The sequence below is a fragment of the Arthrobacter sp. NPDC089319 genome, from assembly GCF_040684925.1.
Taxonomy (GTDB): Bacteria; Actinomycetota; Actinomycetes; order Actinomycetales; family Micrococcaceae; genus Crystallibacter.
On the sequence record NZ_JBFBGZ010000001.1, the window covers coordinates 433,092 to 450,164 of the forward strand.

General features: G+C 66.7%; 17 protein-coding genes. All 17 read left to right on the forward strand.

The features are described 5' to 3' along the window. Positions 1 to 144 precede the first annotated feature (144 nt). The 17 genes from AB0N75_RS02140 (at position 145) to glmM (ending at position 16,872) form a co-directional block, all read left to right on the forward strand. Positions 145 to 1,869, forward strand: coding sequence for a DUF222 domain-containing protein (locus AB0N75_RS02140; protein ID WP_364644367.1), 1,725 nt, complete (start codon positions 145 to 147; stop codon positions 1,867 to 1,869). A 242-nt stretch (positions 1,870 to 2,111) separates the two neighbouring features. After that, complete coding sequence (locus AB0N75_RS02145; RefSeq protein WP_364644370.1) at positions 2,112 to 2,429, forward strand: flagellar FlbD family protein; 318 nt, start codon at positions 2,112 to 2,114, stop codon at positions 2,427 to 2,429. After that, positions 2,430 to 3,251, forward strand: a complete 822-nt coding sequence (locus tag AB0N75_RS02150) for a MotA/TolQ/ExbB proton channel family protein (RefSeq protein WP_364644373.1) — start codon at positions 2,430 to 2,432, stop codon at positions 3,249 to 3,251. After that, positions 3,248 to 4,342 carry a flagellar motor protein MotB gene (locus tag AB0N75_RS02155; RefSeq protein ID WP_364644376.1) on the forward strand — a complete coding sequence of 365 codons (1,095 nt, stop codon included), beginning with the start codon at positions 3,248 to 3,250 and terminating at the stop codon, positions 4,340 to 4,342. The genes AB0N75_RS02150 and AB0N75_RS02155 overlap by 4 nt, the downstream gene beginning before the upstream one ends. A 193-nt stretch (positions 4,343 to 4,535) precedes the next feature. Continuing rightward, complete coding sequence (locus AB0N75_RS02160; protein WP_364644813.1) at positions 4,536 to 5,384, forward strand: flagellar motor switch protein FliM; 849 nt, start codon at positions 4,536 to 4,538, stop codon at positions 5,382 to 5,384. Beyond that, positions 5,381 to 6,079 carry a flagellar motor switch protein FliN gene (gene fliN, locus AB0N75_RS02165; RefSeq protein ID WP_127511120.1) on the forward strand — a complete coding sequence of 233 codons (699 nt, stop codon included), beginning with the start codon at positions 5,381 to 5,383 and terminating at the stop codon, positions 6,077 to 6,079. Before AB0N75_RS02160 ends, fliN begins: the two co-directional genes overlap by 4 nt. Next, complete coding sequence (gene fliO / locus AB0N75_RS02170; RefSeq protein ID WP_364644379.1) at positions 6,080 to 6,949, forward strand: flagellar biosynthetic protein FliO; 870 nt, start codon at positions 6,080 to 6,082, stop codon at positions 6,947 to 6,949. 62 nt (positions 6,950 to 7,011) lie between these two features. Then, positions 7,012 to 7,815 carry a flagellar type III secretion system pore protein FliP gene (fliP, locus tag AB0N75_RS02175; RefSeq protein ID WP_364644816.1) on the forward strand — a complete coding sequence of 268 codons (804 nt, stop codon included), beginning with the start codon at positions 7,012 to 7,014 and terminating at the stop codon, positions 7,813 to 7,815. Positions 7,816 to 7,817: 2 nt separating this feature from the next. Beyond that, the gene (gene fliQ, locus AB0N75_RS02180; protein ID WP_127511122.1) at positions 7,818 to 8,093 is read left to right on the forward strand and encodes a flagellar biosynthesis protein FliQ; all 276 of its coding nucleotides are present in this window, start codon (positions 7,818 to 7,820) and stop codon (positions 8,091 to 8,093) included. Next, positions 8,093 to 8,851, forward strand: coding sequence for a flagellar biosynthetic protein FliR (locus AB0N75_RS02185; protein WP_364644382.1), 759 nt, complete (start codon positions 8,093 to 8,095; stop codon positions 8,849 to 8,851). The genes fliQ and AB0N75_RS02185 overlap by 1 nt, the downstream gene beginning before the upstream one ends. Further along, on the forward strand, positions 8,852 to 10,018 hold the full coding sequence (locus AB0N75_RS02190) for an EscU/YscU/HrcU family type III secretion system export apparatus switch protein (protein ID WP_364644384.1): 1,167 nt from the start codon (positions 8,852 to 8,854) through the stop codon (positions 10,016 to 10,018). Further along, positions 10,018 to 12,072 carry a flagellar biosynthesis protein FlhA gene (flhA, locus tag AB0N75_RS02195; protein ID WP_364644387.1) on the forward strand — a complete coding sequence of 685 codons (2,055 nt, stop codon included), beginning with the start codon at positions 10,018 to 10,020 and terminating at the stop codon, positions 12,070 to 12,072. Before AB0N75_RS02190 ends, flhA begins: the two co-directional genes overlap by 1 nt. Then, on the forward strand, positions 12,047 to 13,429 hold the full coding sequence (locus tag AB0N75_RS02200; RefSeq protein WP_364644390.1) for a hypothetical protein: 1,383 nt from the start codon (positions 12,047 to 12,049) through the stop codon (positions 13,427 to 13,429). The genes flhA and AB0N75_RS02200 overlap by 26 nt, the downstream gene beginning before the upstream one ends. A gap of 127 nt (positions 13,430 to 13,556) precedes the next feature. After that, complete coding sequence (locus AB0N75_RS02205) at positions 13,557 to 13,817, forward strand: carbon storage regulator (RefSeq protein WP_364644393.1); 261 nt, start codon at positions 13,557 to 13,559, stop codon at positions 13,815 to 13,817. Positions 13,818 to 14,313: 496 nt separating this feature from the next. Further along, positions 14,314 to 14,757 (forward strand): 50S ribosomal protein L13, encoded by a 444-nt coding sequence (gene rplM, locus AB0N75_RS02210; protein ID WP_364644394.1) that lies wholly within the window; start codon positions 14,314 to 14,316, stop codon positions 14,755 to 14,757. Positions 14,758 to 14,794: 37 nt separating this feature from the next. Further along, a complete protein-coding gene (rpsI, locus tag AB0N75_RS02215; protein ID WP_364644397.1) occupies positions 14,795 to 15,289 on the forward strand; it encodes a 30S ribosomal protein S9 in 495 nt (164 codons plus the stop codon). A gap of 218 nt (positions 15,290 to 15,507) precedes the next feature. Continuing rightward, a complete protein-coding gene (gene glmM, locus AB0N75_RS02220) occupies positions 15,508 to 16,872 on the forward strand; it encodes a phosphoglucosamine mutase (RefSeq protein ID WP_364644400.1) in 1,365 nt (454 codons plus the stop codon). Positions 16,873 to 17,073: the final 201 nt, after the last annotated feature.

The window sequence follows — 17,073 nt, forward strand, 5'->3', positions numbered from 1 at the left end:
TCTGCACCGTTCGCAGGCGGCCGCTTTTTCGTTGCCAGCGCGTTGTATTCTTCCGACCGCCGGTTGCCGTTTAGGCACCCACTATCCCTACACATTGGGCTGTTTCGATGGTGATTCGAAGGTGTGTACGAATAAAATTATGGTATGGCACTCGCACCGTTGGACCGGACCGGGGAGATGGAGGAATCTCTCGCCGGGGTACGCGCCGTGCTGCAGGATGTCGCCGCGTGCTTCACTGCCGGGTCCGGTTCGCTGAGCACCCGGGAGTTGGCAGGCACGGTGGCGGCGGTCGAGGACGTTTCGAAGGTCGTGGAGTTCTTGCAGGCCGCCGGCGCTTATGCGGTGGAGCGGGCGGACATCGCCGCGAACGGGGAAACCGCAGCCGGGACCGGTGCCCTTGCGGATGCGCCTGATGCCTCCGGTGCTGCGGGGTGGGCCAATCCGGCCGGGGCTACCGCCGCCAACGGTAACGAGGTCAGCCAAGCCAACGGAGTCGGCAGCGCCGAAGTGAAGAAGCAGAGCCGGCGGAAGACCGAGTTCCGGAACAACGCCGAATATCTGCGCTCCCGGCTGGGGATCGGCATCGTCGAAGCGCGGCGACGGCTGCGGGTCGGAGCCGTGGTGACCGCGCCGGTGCGGTTCGACGGTGAACCCGGCGCCCCGGCGCTGCCGATGCTGGCTGAGGCGATGACCGCCGGCGAGATCAGCGCCAACGCCGCGGCCCTGGTCACCGATTCGATCGCCCGTGCCCGCCACGCCGCCGATCCCACGACGCTGGAAGCGATGGAGTCATCGCTGGTCCGACAGGCTGCCGAGAGCGACGCCGACACGCTGGCGATTGTCGCGAAGACCTGGGAAACAGCTGTCGATCAGGACGGCGCCGCGCCCTCAGACGAGGAACTGCGGTCCCGGCAGGGCATGTTCTACCGCGGACGCCGGCGCGGCTTGCACCAGTTCGTCATCAACACCACCGACGACCAGTACGAAGCCCTCGCCACGGTGATGAACAGCGCCGCGAACCCACGCATCCAATCCGACGCCATCGAAACCGCCGCCAACAGCTCGCGCGACAGCGGAACCACGGAGACCGGGACCGGCGTTGCGGCGGTAGCTGGAAGCGAAAACGCCAACTACACCGGGATAGGCTCCGCCTCGTCCACTCCGCTGCGAGCGGAAGGTGGCGACCTTGTGGAAGCAGAGTCACCTGGCGGCGCGGCGGATCCGGCGGTCGTTGCGGGAATGGACGACTTCACCAGGGCGCAAAAGCTGCTGGCCGGCTTGGTCGGTGCTTGCCGGATCGCGCTGAACACCGGCCAGCTCCCGGACTCGGGCGGGCACCGCACGCAGGTGATGGTCACGGCCGGCTATGAACAGCTGGCTGGGTTGCTCTCGGGCGGCGGCAGCGCGGTGTTCAACGGGCCGGTGTCGGCGAAAACGGTGCGCCGGATGGCCTGCGATGCCGAAATCATCCCCGCCATTCTCGGCTCAAAGGGGGAGGTCCTGGATCTGGGCCGCTCGCAGCGGTTCTTCAACCGCGCGATCCGCCGTGCACTCCTGATCCGGGACAAAGGGTGTGCCTTTCCGGGATGCACCATGCCCGCGGTCTGGACCGAAGCACACCACATCGTGCCCTGGTGGGCCGGCGGCCGCACCGACGTTAACAACGGAGTCTGCCTCTGCGGCCTCCACCACGACCTGATCGAGCAAGGCAACTGGGAAATCAACGTTGCAGACGGGATCCCGTGGTTCACCCCTCCCGACTACATCGACCCCGACCGCAGACCGCTACGAAACACGTACTGGCAAACCCACATCCCGCCCCAACCACTCCACACCCCACTCAGAGAAGTTGGTCCCTGCGGTACCTGATGCCTTTGGTGCGATGCGGGCGCCGCGCAAAAGGGGAGGGGCGGTCCCTGCCATCGCTGCTTGAGCAACACTTGTTATCGGGTAATCAAGGTGTCGAGCAACGGCAGGAACGGGGTGTTCTGGCCCGCCAGCGCAGAGTGACACATCTGACAACCAGCCCGCTTAGCTAACCGTCGGGCGCGCGCGGTCGAAGGTAGTAGGTAGCGGCTCACCGGAGCCCTCGAGAAACCTGGGATGGGCTGATGATCGTAGTAACGCGGCTGAATGACAGCCAGTTTGCGGTCAACCCTGACCTGATTGAGCGCATCCACGCCAACCCGGACACCACGCTGGTGATGGTGGACGGTGCAAAGTACATCGTCACCGAGACGATGAGCCAGGTCATCGAGATGATCGCCAGTTACCGCGCCTACGTGCTGCATCTGGCCCGCGATTTGCCGCCTTCAGTCCACCAGCACAGCCACCCCCAACTCGGCCTTGTGCCCCCTACGGCACCCGCCTCCGGCGACGACTCCGGGGACTCCGATAACACTGTGCCGCTGCGCCCTAGGAATACGTAAATGGATCCCGCAACACTTATTGGCCTCCTGCTGGCCTTCGGCTCGCTCTACGCCATGATCACCCTCGAGGGTGCACACGTTGAGGCGCTCCTCATCCCTGCCCCCATGATCTTGGTCTTCGGTGCCACGATTGCCGTGGGTCTGGCCAGCACCACGCTCAAGGACGGCCTCCAAGCGCTTAAGACGCTGCCGCGGGCCTTTACCGGCAAGGTGGCGAAGCCGCAGGTAGTCATTGACCGGGTGGTCGAATTGGCCGAGAAGGCTCGCAGCGAGGGCCTGCTGGCACTTGATGCAGAGGCTACCGAGGAGAAGGATCCGTTCATGCAGCGGGCGCTGCAGAACATTGCCGACGGCACCGACGGCGAGGAACTGCGGATCCTCCTCGAAGACGAAATCAGTACGAAAGCACGTGCCGATCGCCAGTCGTCTAAGTTCTACATGAGCATGGGCGGTTACGCGCCGACCATCGGCATCATCGGCACAGTCGTGTCGCTGACCCACGTTCTGGAAAACCTCTCTACCCCGGACACGCTCGGACCGATGATTGCGACGGCGTTCGTGGCAACGCTGTGGGGCTTGCTCTCAGCCAACTTCATCTGGCTGCCGATCGGCGGCAAGCTGAAGCGCCTCTCCGACCTGGAAACCGAGCGTCTGACCCTGCTGATGGAAGGCATGCTGGCCGTGCAGGCCGGTAGCCAGCCTCGACTGCTGGGGGAACGGCTGCGGGCCATGGTTCCTGCACATGAGATGGGCACCGGCAAGCCGGCCAAGGAAGGCAAGTCCGGCAAGTCCGACGACAAGCCCGAGGCCAGAGCGGCATGAAGTCCCGACGGCCGCGCCGTCCGCTAGGCGAGGAAGAGGACGAGCACCCGGACGAGCGCTGGATGGCCTCGTATATGGACATGGTCACCGTGCTGATGTGCATGTTCATCGTGCTTTTCGCCATGTCCACGGTGGATGCGGCCAAGTTCCAGCAACTGGCCAATTCCCTGGCCACCGGCTTTGGAGTGGTCCGTACCCAGACCGTTGATACGGCTGAGGGTGTAGTGGTGCCACCGGAACTCATCGACGAAGACGGCCAGGGGTTCACCGCCGGTGACGCCGATGAGGACACCGAAGGCGAGCAGAAGACCGATCTGGACCTGGCCATCCAGGAAGTCAACGACCTGCGGAGCATCCAGGAGAAGATCACCAAGGGATTGCAGGAAGAAGGACTGGAAAAGGCTGTCCGCTTCCAACTGGATGAGCGCGGCCTGACCGTCCGCCTGATCGGCAGCGAGACGTTCTTCGAGCCGGACTCACCGGTACTCACGCGGCAGACCATCAAGATCCTCAATGTGGTGGGCCCGGTACTGAAGCCTGTCGGCTACGAACTGAAGGTTGAAGGACACACGGCGCAGGTGCGCCATCTTGATCCCGGGGCCCTGGACTGGGAACTTTCCTCCGAGCGGGCAGTGAATGTGCTGCGGCATCTGGTGGAGGACAGCGGGGTGAAATCGAATCGGATCTCGGCCGTGGGGTTCGGCGAGTCTAGGCCGTTGAAGGCCAGCGGGAGCGATGAGGATCTGGCGATGAACCGCCGCGTCGACATTGTGGTGCTCTCCGGGCAGCCCGAAGCCATCCGGAACCTGATGCCCGAAGTGATCAAGGACCCTGCCGGTGCCGCCAAGGAGGCTGCCGCCGATCGGGCGGAAGCTGTCCAGAAGGCTGCCGAAGCCGACGCGGCAGAAAAAGCCGCGGCCGAGGCGGCGAAGGCTGAAGGCTCCGAAGGCCATTCGGCCGAGCGGGTGTCCGGCGAGCCCGGCGGAGGCTCCGGTGGGGGCACAGTCGTCACCGGCGACAACGGCTCCGTCGGTCCGGCACCGAGCGCCACCTACGCACCGGCGCCGGGCGGGAAAGCCGGCGACCACTGAGGGGCTGCGCTGCTGGCCGCAATAGGCGCGCAGCCAGCATCCGGCGCCTGGGGCGGGGACCATCAGTCAACCCCAATGCACCACATCTCGCGGACTCCTAACGTCCGCGATTTAGCTGCCGATAGTGCCTGCTGTGACGGTCCAGGAACATGCGCAATCTAGCGCGCCCGAAAAGCCGGCCAGAGCCGTCGAAGTGTACGACTTCCGGAGGCCAACCACTCTGGCGCGCGAGCATTCGCGCGTGCTGGAATTGGCCTTCGAAACGTTCGCCCGCCAGTGGGGCACCCAGCTGACCGCAAAGGTCCGGGTGATCTGCACGGTGACCTCTGAGCAGGTCCAGATGCAGACCTACGATGAGTACGCGGCCTCGCTGCCGGCCAGTACCGCCATGGTGCTCTGCGCCCTGGATGACATCACCGGCAAGGCGGTGCTCCAGTTCCCCACCAAGGCCGCGATGACCTGGGTGGACCACATGCTGGGCGGAAACGGCACCCACAACTACCCGGACCGCAAGTTCACCCAGATTGAACAGGCACTGGTCAGCCGGCTGATGGAAGATGCGCTGGAGGACCTGCGCTACTCGCTCGGCTCGCTGCTGACCACGCCGATCAGCCTGGACCAGATCCACTACAACTCGCAGTTCGCCCAGGCCGCTGCCACGAATGACCTGATGATCGTGGCCACGTTTGAGATCCGCGTGGGCGATCTGTCCGCACCGGCCACCGTGGCTATCCCGGCCGAGGTCCTGCTGACCCAATTGCGCGATTCGTTCGCCTTGAGCAGCCCGGCCAACGCCCGCAAACTGCTGGAGACCCAACTGGTGCAGATCCCGGTGGATGTGTCGCTGCAGTTCGCTCCCATGCGCGTCCGTCCGGGCCAGGTTTTGGACCTGTCCGTGGGCGATCTGCTGCCGCTGCCGCATCCGCAGCACCGCCCGCTGGATGTTGCCATCAACGGCGAATGTCTGGCCCATGCCGCGGTCGGCGCCAACGGCAACCGCCTGGCCGGAGTCATTGTTACAACCGAGGAGAACGCCCGATGACACAGACCCAGACCCTGCAGGCTGCTGCCGCCGACGCGCTCCTCGGACTGCTGCCCACCAATACTCCGCTCTACGCGGTGCGCCAGGACGAGGGCGGGCCGCTGCCCGGACAGGTAGCCTCCGCCGTGGTCGGTTCCTTCGTGGGCGGCACCTCGGCCGATGTGGCGCTGGTCGTGGCCGACCAGGCCGCGCTAGCCGCCGCTGCCGGTACCGATTCCCCGCTGGTTTCCGCCGCGGACTTGCTGCGTCCGGCGCTGGAAGCTGCCACGTCGGTGCTCGGCGCCGGCGTGCTGGGGGAGGCGCACGTGGCCAACGCCGCAACGTTGTTCTCCGATCCGGAAGCAGCCGTCTTCAAGCTGACCGGCGGCGACGGCGAGGCCGGCGGCTGGTTCGCCATCCGGCTGCGCGAGAATGCTGCCGGGAGCGGTGTGGACGAGTCTGTGCTGGCCAAGCTGGGCCGCATCAACAACGTGGAGATGGCGCTGACCGTGGAGATCGGCCGCACGCGGATGTCCGTGCGCGATGTGCTGAACCTCGAACCGGGCGGTGTGATTGAACTGGACCGCTCGGCTGGCGCCCCCGCGGACGTGCTGCTCAACGGCCGCCTGATCGCGCACGGCGAGGTTGTCGTCGTCGACCAGGACTACGCCGTGCGCATCACCAAGATCCTCGATGTGCCCGAAGGACTCCTCTAAATGGAGACCGTTGTCCTCGCCCTGCGGGTAGCGCTCTCGCTGGCCGTGGTGCTCGGACTGCTCTGGGTGCTGCAGCGCCGCTTCAGCCGCGGCGCCCGCACCGGCGCCCGCAAGCTGGTGCGGGTGGTGGAACGTCAAACCATCGGCCCGAAGGCTTCGGTTGTGGTGGTGGACGCCGACGGCCAGCGTTTCCTGCTGGGTGTGACTGACCAGGCCGTGAATGTTCTCGACACCCGCGAGGCGCCGGTGGAGGAAGAGTCGCAGCCCGCCCACAGGGCTCCGCAGACCGCGTCGGACAGCTTCGCCCGGCTGCTGGAATTGGCCACCGGCCGGGCGGCTGGCAAGGACCCAGCCGCTGGCCGCGCCCCGGCGCGCGCCGCGGGCCCCGGCCAGGCAGCAGCCCGGTCAACACCCCAGTCAGCCGCACAGTACGACGGCGGTGCCTCGCCCCGCCGTGCCGCGGCATCTGCCGCCGGCGACGCCTTCGACCCGTTCGATGCCGCGGTAGCGGGCAGCTCAGCTGCTTCCCCCGCCGGCTCCACCGATGTCCCGCGCCGTGCGGCCCGTCGCGCCGCCGTGCAGATGCCGATGGATGCGGACACGCACGGCTACGACCAGCCGTCCGTCGAGCAGGAATTCGAAGTCCCAACCTTTGACGAGCCGGGCCAGGAGACGGATGTCATTCCGCTGCGGCACGCCGGCCTGTACCCGATCGAGGGCGGGCGCCGCTCCGAACGCACCGGCCGCCGGGCCTCCCGGGCCGCCGGCTGGCAGGAACAGGTGCCGGATTCCCCGCTGGCCGGCTCCATTCTGTCCCCGTCCACGTGGAAGCAGACGGCCGAAGCACTGAAGCAGGTCCGTTCGCGTTGAGCATCACCGGCACTCTGGCCCCGACGGCAGGCCGCTGGCCCCGTCTGGCCACCGCAGCACTCCTGGCATTACTGCTGGCAGTGCTTTTTGCCGTAGCCGCCGCCCTGCTTAACGCCCCTTCGGCTTTCGCGTCGCCGGTCGCCCCGGTGCCGCCGGTCGACCCGCTGGCACCAACGGAACCGGGCTCGCCGGATGGTGACGGCGGGTTCTCTGTGGAGATCAACGGTCCCAACGGCACGCCGTCGTCGGCCGTCATCACGCTGCTGGGCATCACGCTGCTCTCGGTGGCCCCGGCACTGCTGCTGATGATGACGTCCTTCACCAAGATCTTCGTGGTGCTGGCGATGACACGGAACGCGCTGTCCCTGCCCTCGATCCCGCCGAACCAGGTGCTGGCCGGGCTGGCCCTGTTCCTCTCCTTGTTCATCATGTGGCCGGTGCTGACCCAGGTGAACGAGCTCGGCGTCCAGCCCTACATGGAAGGGACCGAGACGTTCACGGACGCCATCTCGGCCGCCGCCGCGCCGCTGCAGGACTTCATGCTGGCGCATACCCGGCAGGAAGACCTGGCCCTGATGATGCGGGCCGCGGACCTGCCCAACCCGGAGAACCCGGCGGACGTGCCGCTGCAGACCCTGATCCCGGCGTTCATGATTTCGGAACTGCGTGCCGCGTTCATTATCGGGTTCGTCATCTTCGTGCCGTTCCTGGTGATCGACCTGGTGGTCGCCTCGGCGCTGATGTCGATGGGCATGATGATGCTCCCGCCGGTGATGATCTCGCTGCCGTTCAAGATCCTGCTCTTCGTGCTGGTGGACGGCTGGGGCCTGATCATCACCGCCCTGGTCGGAAGTTACGGTACCTAGCTGTGGATACAAACGCCGTCCTGGACATCGGCCTGCAGGGCCTGCTGATCGCCGCCAAACTCTCCGCCCCGGTGCTGGTCACCGCGCTGGTGGTCGGCTTCGCCGTCTCCTTGGTGCAGTCCATGACCCAGATCCAGGAGATCACGCTGTCCTTCGTGCCCAAGGCCGTGGCCGTGGCGGTGGCGCTGCTGGTCTGCGGGCACTGGATGATCTCCGAGATGGTCTCCTTCACCCAGGAAATGTTCGAGAAAATCCCCGGCCTGCTCGGCGGCGGATAATGAACATCCCGCTCGACCAGGCATGGATCGAGGCCACCATGCTGGCGGGAGTCCGCATGGTGGCTTTCCTGCTCATAGCCCCGCCGTTTTCGTACGGCGCCATTCCGGCCCGGATCAAGGCCATGCTCGGCGTCGGGCTGGCGCTGGCGGTGTCGCCGCGGGTGGTCACCGGTTACGAGCCGCTGAGCACCGCCGGGTTTTTCGGGGCACTGGTGCTGGAGATCCTGGTGGGCGCGCTGCTGGGTTTCCTGGTGTTCATCGTGTTCTCGGCCGTGCAGTCCGCGGGCACGCTGATCGACTTGTTCGGCGGTTTCTCGATGGCGCAGGCGTTCGATCCGCAGTCCATGGTCAACGGCGCCCAGTTCACCCGGTTGTTCCAGATGGCCGCGCTGGCGCTGCTGTTTGCCTCCGACGGTTACCAATTGATTATTGGCGGGCTGGCGCGCAGCTTCACCGCACTTCCGCTGGGCGGGGGAGTGAACCTGGCCGAGCCCGTGCAAGTGATGATCACCGGCGTGACCCAGATGTTCCTGGCCGCGGTGCAGATTGCCGGGCCGCTGCTGGTGGTGCTGTTCCTGGCCGACGCCGGTCTGGGCCTGCTCACCCGCGTGGCCCCGGCGCTGAACGCGTTTGCGCTGGGCTTTCCGCTGAAGATCTTCCTGACCCTGATGTTGGGCGGAGTGGTGTTCGTGGCGCTGCCGCGGATTGTTTCGTCCCTGGCCGGCCAGGCCGTGACGGCGCTGACGGGGGTGGGCTAGGTGTCGCAGGAAACCTCCGAAGAACGGACAGAGCAAGCCACGCCCAAGCGGATGAAGGAGGTCCGTCAAAAGGGCCAGCTCTCCAAGTCCCAGGACCTGACCGCCTGGCTGGGCATCGGCGCTGCCGCGGTGATGCTGCCGATGACCATCGACCGCGCCTCGCAGGCCGGCACCGACCAGATGTTTACCGTCACGCGGATGATCGCGTCGCCGGATCCGGCGCTGGTGGTCAAGGCGCTGGAGGATGGGCTGGGCACCATCATGTACACGCTCACGCCGATGTTCCTGGCCGTGGTGGCCGTAATCATCGCCGGCGCGGCGCTGCAGGGCGGCATCCACTGGAAGAAGTTCAAGCCGGAAACCCAACAGTTCAACCTGGTCAACGGGCTCAAAAAGGTGTTCGGCATGCAGGCGCTCTGGCAGGGTGTGAAGGCGCTGCTGAAGACCGTGGTGGTGGGACTTGCCTTGTACTTCGTGGTGCAGGGACTGGTCCCGGTGCTGATGACCGCCGGCGGGCTCTCTGTCACCTCGCTGCTCGACGCCGCCGGCGCCGGCACCGTCGGACTGCTGCAGACGGCGATCATCGCCGGCCTGATCCTGGCCGCGCTGGACGTGATGGTGGTGATGCGGCGCAACCGGAAGAAGACCCGAATGACCAAGAAGGAAGTCCGGGACGAGAACAAGAACTCCGAAGGCGATCCGCTGATCAAGTCGCAGCGGCGCTCGCGGCAGCTGGCGATGAGCCGCAACCGCATGATTGCCGCGGTGGGAGGCTCCGACGTCGTGCTGGTGAACCCAACGCACTACGCAGTGGCGCTGAAATACGAACCGGGCAAGTCCGCGCCGCGCGTGGTGGCCAAGGGTGCCGGCCTGATTGCGGCCCGCATTCGCGAGGAAGCGGAGACCACGCACGTGCCGGTGGTGCGTGACGTGCCGCTGGCGCGGGCGCTGCACGCGGCGTGCGAAATCGGGCAGGAAATTCCGCTGGAGCTCTACAACGCCGTGGCCCGCGTGCTGGCCTTCGTGATGAGCCTGAAAGCCCGCGGCGCTGCCCTCGGGGTCCACACGATGGCGGAGCCGGCGATGACCGATGCCGATGCTGCCGCCCATGCTTCAACCCGGCAGGGCCGCCGTGCCCTGTCCTTACCGTCGCCTGGAGGTGACTGATGAACCGCAACCTCTCCAAGCTCGCTGTCCCCATGGGCGTGGTGGGCATCATCCTGCTGCTGGTGGTGCCGATCCCGGCCGGGCTGCTGGATGTGCTGATCATCGTGAACATTCTGCTGGCGCTGGTGATCCTGCTGACCACCATGTTCGTGAAGAAGCCGCTGGACTTCTCCGTGTTCCCGTCGCTGCTATTGGTGGCCACGCTGTTCCGGCTGGGCCTGAACGTGGCGTCCACCCGGCTGGTGCTGGGCGACGGGTACGCCGGGCAGGTGATCGAGGCCTTCGGGCACGTGGCGGTGGGCGGTTCGATCATCATCGGCGCGGTGGTGTTCCTGATCCTGGTGGTCATCCAGTTTGTGGTGGTCACCAAGGGCGCCGAGCGGGTGGCCGAGGTGGGCGCGCGCTTCACGCTGGACGCGATGCCCGGCAAGCAGATGGCGATCGACGCCGACCTGAACGCGGGCCTGATCACCGACGTGCAGGCCCGCGAACGCCGTGCCGCGGTGTCCGCCGAGGCCGACTTCTACGGCGCGATGGACGGTGCGTCCAAGTTCGTTAAGGGCGACGCGATCGCCGGCATCATCATTATCATCATCAACATCGTCGGCGGCATCGCCATCGGCATGCTGCAGCGCGGCATGCCGATCGGCGAGGCGGTCAGCACCTACACGCTGCTGACCATCGGAGACGGCCTGGTCACACAGATCCCGGCGCTGCTGATGGCGGTCTCCACCGGCATGGTGGTTACACGGTCCAACGCGGACTCGGAAATGGGCTCGGATGCGTCCGACCAGCTGACCCAGTCCCGGCAGGCGTTGATGATCGCCGGCGGCGCGGCCATTCTCCTCGCCCTGATCCCGGGTATGCCCAAGATCCCGTTCATTTTGGTGGGCGCGTTCCTGATTTTCATGGCGCAACGGCTCAAGGCATCGGAGGCGGCCAAAGCCAAGCACGACGACGCCGCTGCCGCCGAAGCTGGTCCGCCGGCTGCCGCTTCGGAGACTACCGAGGACCTGATCGAGCAGATGCGGGTGCATGCGCTGGAGATCCAGCTGGCACCTGACCTGGTGGACCTGGTCTCCGGCGCATCGGACGACCTGCTGGCCCGGGTGCGGGCCTTGCGCCGGAAGATCGCAATGGAACTGGGCATTGTGGTGCCGCCGGTGCGCACTCGCGACAGCATCGACCTGCCGATGTCCACCTACGCCATCCGGATTGCCGGCGTGGAGACCGGCCGCGGCGAGGCCCCGGCCGGCAAGGTGCTGGCGCTGGGCGACAACCTGGACTCGCTGCCGGGCATCGCCACGGTGGAGCCGGTGTTCGGGCTGGCCGGCAAGTGGGTTCCGGCGGAGATGCGGCACAGCGCGGAGATGACCGGAGCGACCGTGATCGACCGGGTCTCGGTTTTGGTGACACATCTGTCCTCGCTGATCTCGGCCAACGCGGCCCGGCTGCTGACCCGCGAGGACGTGCGTGTGCTGACCGAGGGCGTGAAGTCCGTGAACCCGTCCGCCGTCGACGAACTCACCCCGTCGCTGCTCTCGTTAGCCGAGGTCCAACGGGTGCTGCAGGGACTGTTGGCGGAGCAGATCCCGATCAACGACCTGCCGCGCATCTACGAAGCGTTGGCGCTCAAGGCCAAGTCGTCCACCGATCCGGAGGGGCTGATCGAGGCCGCACGGCAGGCGTTGGGGCCGGCCCTGACCGCGCAGTACCTGGACGGGCAACTGCTGCGGGTCATCATGATCGATCCCACGCTGGAGCAGTCCATGCTGGAGGGCATGCGGCCGTCCGAACTGGGTACGCAGATCCTGCTCTCGGCCGACCGGACCGAAGCCGTGCTGGCCTCGTTGCGGGAGGCCCTGGAGAAAGTGGAAGCCAACGGGCTTACCGCCGTGCTGGTCTGCGCACCTGCGCTCCGCCCGGCCATCCGGCGGCTGGTCTCGGCGCAGTCCGGCGGACTTCCGGTACTGTCCTACCAGGAGGTCACCTCCGCCAACGTAAAGATCGAGACCGTGGGGGTAGTGCGTGTCGGCCAGACGGCTGCAGCTTAAGGGCGCTTCACTCCAGGAACTCAAAGCCCAGGTCCTGGCCGAGCACGGACCCGACGCGAGGATTGTCGCCGCGGAGAAGGTAACCGTCGGCGGCATCCGCGGCTTCTTCGCCCGCGAGCACTACGAAGTCACCGTGGAACTTCCCGCCCCGCCGATGCGCGGCCAGCATGCGCTGGACCAGAAGGCCCGCGCGGGCATCGCCGCACTGCTGGCGGACGCCGAGCACGCCGAGTCCCAGATGCATAGCTCCCGGACCCACGGCAAGGCGCCTGAGCTGCACGTGTCCACGCACACGGACCAGTTCGCGGTCATTATGGACAACCTCACGTTCAACACCGCCCGGCCCACCCGGCTGCCCAAGGGCGCCAAGCTGGAGGGCGCGGAACCCGAGGCTGGCGTGCCGGCAACAACTCGGCCTGAGGCTGGCCCTCCGGCCTCCGATGCTGCGCCGGCGGGTGCCGCGCCGACCCCTGCACGGCCCGGTTTTGGGCGGCGCCGGACCGACGCGAAGCCCGCAGCCGACACCGTGCCAGAGCCCGGGCCGACCGTGTTGGGTGAGGAACTGGACGCCGCAACTGCGGGGACGCCGGCTGCGCCTGCTGGAACTGCCGCTCCATCGGTTGGGACTCTCGCTGCGTCTACCGGCGCACCCGCCGGGCCAGAGGCGGCCAGCCATACGGACGTCCTGGCGGGCACCGTCGTCGTCAGCGGGGTACTGCATGGCGCAGCAACGGGGGAACCTGACGAGGCGCACCTGCCTCCGGGACCGGGACCGGGGCCGGGACCTGGATCTGGACCGGGATCGGCTGCTGCGCCGATCATTCCCTCGCCGCTTTACGGGCCCGGAGACCTGGTGCTGGTAATTGGCCAAGGCAGCAATGCCTTAGAGGCGGCAAATTCCATGGCCGCCGCAGCGCCTGCCGTCAACGGGGCGCCGTCGGAGGCCGCGGATTGGATCTCCAGCGGCGGGAACACGGTCAGGATGGCCGGCGCGCACGCCGCAGATGTCAGGCGGCCGGTGCGGGACCGCAACAGCGCCATCGGTGCCCGCGCCCGCGGAGTGGAACGGGGTCAGAGCGTGTTCGTGGCGTTCGGGTTGGGCCAGACGCTCACGCCGACCCTGGAGATGCTCGCGATCCTGCCCGCACTGGGGGCGGACCAGATTTGGCTTGCCGTGGACGCCGGGCGCAAGGCCGAGGACACGGATCGCTGGGTGCAGGCGGTGCAGCGTGTTGTTGTTCCCGACGGACTTGCCGTGACCGGAAGCAGGCACACCAGCACGCCGAAGACCGTCAACACCTTGGGTGTGCCCGTCGGCTGGATAGACGGGGCGCCGTCCGAGGCCGCACGGCTCTGACGCCCCATCTGCCGGTGGGCTCGGGCTCCGGCACGCCCAGGCCGATTTCCGCTTAATTGATTTACCACGCCACCAGGTCACGCCGTGACCCGGCAGATCCGTGATTTTCCTGCGATAGAGTTGACGGGTGCTGGTGCTGACACGTAAACCCGGAGAGCGGATCCTGATCGGTGACGACATTGTCATCACCGTGCTGGACGCCCGCCGGGACGGCGTCCGCCTCGGCATCGAGGCACCGCGCGGCGTGAAAATCCAGCGCGACGAAGTGGTCCAGGCCGTCAGCGAAGCCAATGTGGCTGCCGCGCAGAGCGGGCCGGAAGCCGAAGAGCGCATCAAGGCCCTGCTGGGCCTGAATGTTGCCGGCACCACCGAGTCCAGCGGGAGCTGACCTCCACGCCAGGCCGGCCAAGGGCGGTTCGCGTTAGCCGGCATCGCCGTCGCTTCGCTGACATCGCCTGCACGACGCCGGCTCACCGGCACAGACTCGCGGACGCCGGCTCACCGGCACAGACTCGCGGACGCCGGCTCACTGACACTGACTTCCGGACGCCGGCCACGCCGAGAACGGCGGCGTCCGACCGTTGGCGAACAGCTCGGAGGGGCGCACCGGGGCGCGGCACCGCCGTCGTTATTGTCTTTTTTGACCTAACCGGCGTGGCAGGATAATCTTAATCGTCGTTGTGCGTGTCCAACCTCGATACGCTATGTCCGTGAGACGGCCCGGTTGCAGGGCCAACCTGATCCACGGAAATAGCCGAGACACTCTGGGCCACTGGTTAGATTTCAGTCCTCACCTGAAGTTCCGGTAGCGCATCACCAACTTTGCGCGTGCGTTCTGTGAAGAATGCGCCGCTACCTTAGAACACCAAACGAAGGCAAAAACCGTGCGTACGTACACTCCGAAGCCCGGCGATATCAACCGCCAGTGGCACGTCATTGACGCCACCGACGTTGTCCTCGGTCGTCTTGCCAGCCAGACCGCAACACTGCTGCGCGGAAAGCACAAGCCGACCTTTGCTCCTCACATGGACATGGGCGATTTCGTCATCATCATCAACGCTGAGAAGGTTGCCCTGACCGGCGCCAAGCTCGAACAGAAGCGTGCCTACCGCCACTCCGGTTACCCGGGTGGCCTGTCCTCCGTCAACTACGCCGAACTGCTGGAGAAGAACCCGGTGCGCGCGGTTGAGAAGGCTATCAAGGGCATGCTGCCGAAGAACTCCCTGGCTGCCCAGCAGCTGTCCAAGCTGAAGGTCTACAAGGGTGCCGAGCACCCGCACGCTGCCCAGCAGCCGAAGACCTTCGAAATCACCCAGGTCGCCCAGTAGCGCCGGCCACCACTAGAAACTTAATTCAAGGAGAATCGTGGCTGAAGAGCTGAACACTGCTGCTGAGGGCGAAGCCCTCACCAGCTACACCTCGGAGTCTTCCGAGGCGACCGAGACCGCCAAGAAGGAACGTCCGGCCCTGACCGTCGGCGGAGCTGCCGTGGGTCGCCGCAAGCAGGCCATCGCCCGCGTGCGCCTGGTTCCGGGCTCCGGCAACTGGACCATCAATGACCGGGAACTGGCGAACTACTTCCCGAACAAGCTGCACCAGCAGGAAGTGAACGATCCGTTCAAGATCCTGGATCTGGAAGGCGCATATGACGTCATCGCCCGGATCCACGGCGGTGGCCCGTCCGGCCAGGCCGGTGCACTGCGCCTGGGTGTTGCCCGTGCGCTGAACGAGATCGACCGTGAGAACAACCGCCCGACGCTGAAGAAGGCCGGTTTCCTCACCCGCGACGCTCGCATCATCGAGCGCAAGAAGGCCGGCCTCAAGAAGGCCCGCAAGGCACCCCAGTACTCGAAGCGCTAAACCGCTTCGGAAGTCCTGTGCTTCCACCGCGAGGCCCCTCAGCATCTGCTGCGGGGCCTCGCGGCCGTTTAAGCCCCCTGCGCCGTGCCTACCCGGGAGCAGGCAGCGGCCACAGCCTCGCGAGAAACACGCCGAGTAAACCGGGCCGGAGGCGGCTCGCGTGACCGCGGACACGCTGTGAACCGACTACGCGGAACGCTGCCGTAAAATGATTCGCAATGTCTAGATTATTTGGTACCGACGGAGTCCGCGGCCTGGCCAACGGGTTGATCACTGCAGAGCTCGCGCTGGAAGTTGCGCAGGCCGCCGCAGTGGTCCTTGGCCACCGGCAAGTTGAGAGCGGCAAGCGCCCGACGGCGGTGATCGCCCGCGACCCGCGCGCCAGTGGCGAGTTCATCAGCTCTGCCGTGGAGGCCGGTCTGGCCAGTTCCGGCGTGGACGTCTTTGACGCCGGGGTGCTGCCAACTCCCGCCGCTGCCTACCTGGTGGGGGACCTTAACGCGGACTTCGGAGTCATGATCTCCGCCTCGCACAACCCGGCTCCGGACAACGGCATCAAGTTCTTCGCCCGCGGCGGCCACAAGCTGCCCGACGAGGTCGAGGACGCGATCGAGCAGGAAATGTCCCAGCCGCGTCTGCGGCCCACGGGCGCAGACGTCGGACGGATCCAGCGATTCTCCGACGCCGAGGACCGCTACATCCTGCACCTGCTGCAGACGCTGCCGGTCCGGCTCGAGGGCCTGAAGGTAGTCCTCGACTGCGCCCACGGCGCAGCCAGCGGCTGCTCGCCGGAAGTCTTCCGCGCCGCCGGTGCCGACATCGTAGTGATGGGCGCCGAGCCGGACGGCTTGAACATTAATGACAGCGTGGGCTCCACCCACTTGGAGAAGCTGCAGGCCGCCGTCGTCGAGCATGGCGCAGACCTGGGTATTGCCCACGACGGCGATGCCGACCGCTGCCTGGCCGTGGACGAGCGCGGTGAGGTGATCGACGGCGACCAGATCATGACGATTCTGGCACTGGCCCTGCGCGATGCGGGACGGCTCAAGGACGACGTACTGGTGGCCACCGTCATGAGCAACCTCGGCATGAAGCTGGCGTTGCAGGAAGCGGGCATCCGGATCGAGGAAACCGCGGTGGGCGACCGTTACGTGCTGGAGAACATGCGCGCCAACGGTTACTCGCTGGGCGGCGAACAGTCCGGCCACGTGATCTTCTCGGACTATGCCACCACCGGTGACGGCGTGCTGACCGGCCTGCAGTTGGCTGCACAGCTGGCCAAGACGGGCAAGCCGCTGTCCGAGCTGTCCCGGCTGATGGTCCGTCTGCCCCAAGTCCTGATCAACGTCAAGGATGTCGACAAGAGCGCCGTCAAGACCAATCAGGCGCTCCAGTCTGCTGTCGAGGCTGCGTCCGCGCGGTTGGGCGAGACCGGCCGGGTGCTGCTGCGTCCGTCCGGCACCGAGCCCGTGGTCCGCGTGATGGTGGAGGCCGCCGACATGGCGACGGCGCAGGCCACCGCCGAGGAACTGGCCCAGACGGTGAAGCAGCAGCTGGCTCTGGAGCCGGCCGACGTCGACTAGCCCCGGCGCGGCGGCCAGAGCGCGCGCCGGCCGAGGTCAGCGCCAGGCATCGACCACTAGGCCAGAGCGCGCGCCGCCGAGGTCAGCGCCAGGCATCGACCACTAGGCCAGAGCGCGCGCCGGCCGAGGTCAGCGCCAGGCATCGACCACTAGGCCAGAGCGCGCGCCGCCGAGGTCAGCGCCAGGCATCGACCACTAGGC

Bases quoted from the DNA above. Each gene is read 5' to 3' on its own strand.
- fliO (WP_364644379.1), top strand. From the start codon at position 6,080: ATGGAGACCGTTGTCCTCGCCCTGCGGGTAGCGCTCTCGCTGGCCGTG.
- AB0N75_RS02150 (WP_364644373.1), top strand. From the start codon at position 2,430: ATGGATCCCGCAACACTTATTGGCCTCCTGCTGGCCTTCGGCTCGCTC.
- AB0N75_RS02155 (WP_364644376.1), top strand. From the start codon at position 3,248: ATGAAGTCCCGACGGCCGCGCCGTCCGCTAGGCGAGGAAGAGGACGAG.
- glmM (WP_364644400.1), top strand. From the start codon at position 15,508: ATGTCTAGATTATTTGGTACCGACGGAGTCCGCGGCCTGGCCAACGGG.
- AB0N75_RS02185 (WP_364644382.1), top strand. From the start codon at position 8,093: ATGAACATCCCGCTCGACCAGGCATGGATCGAGGCCACCATGCTGGCG.
- AB0N75_RS02140 (WP_364644367.1), top strand. From the start codon at position 145: ATGGCACTCGCACCGTTGGACCGGACCGGGGAGATGGAGGAATCTCTC.
- AB0N75_RS02145 (WP_364644370.1), top strand. From the start codon at position 2,112: ATGATCGTAGTAACGCGGCTGAATGACAGCCAGTTTGCGGTCAACCCT.
- fliN (WP_127511120.1), top strand. From the start codon at position 5,381: ATGACACAGACCCAGACCCTGCAGGCTGCTGCCGCCGACGCGCTCCTC.
- flhA (WP_364644387.1), top strand. From the start codon at position 10,018: ATGAACCGCAACCTCTCCAAGCTCGCTGTCCCCATGGGCGTGGTGGGC.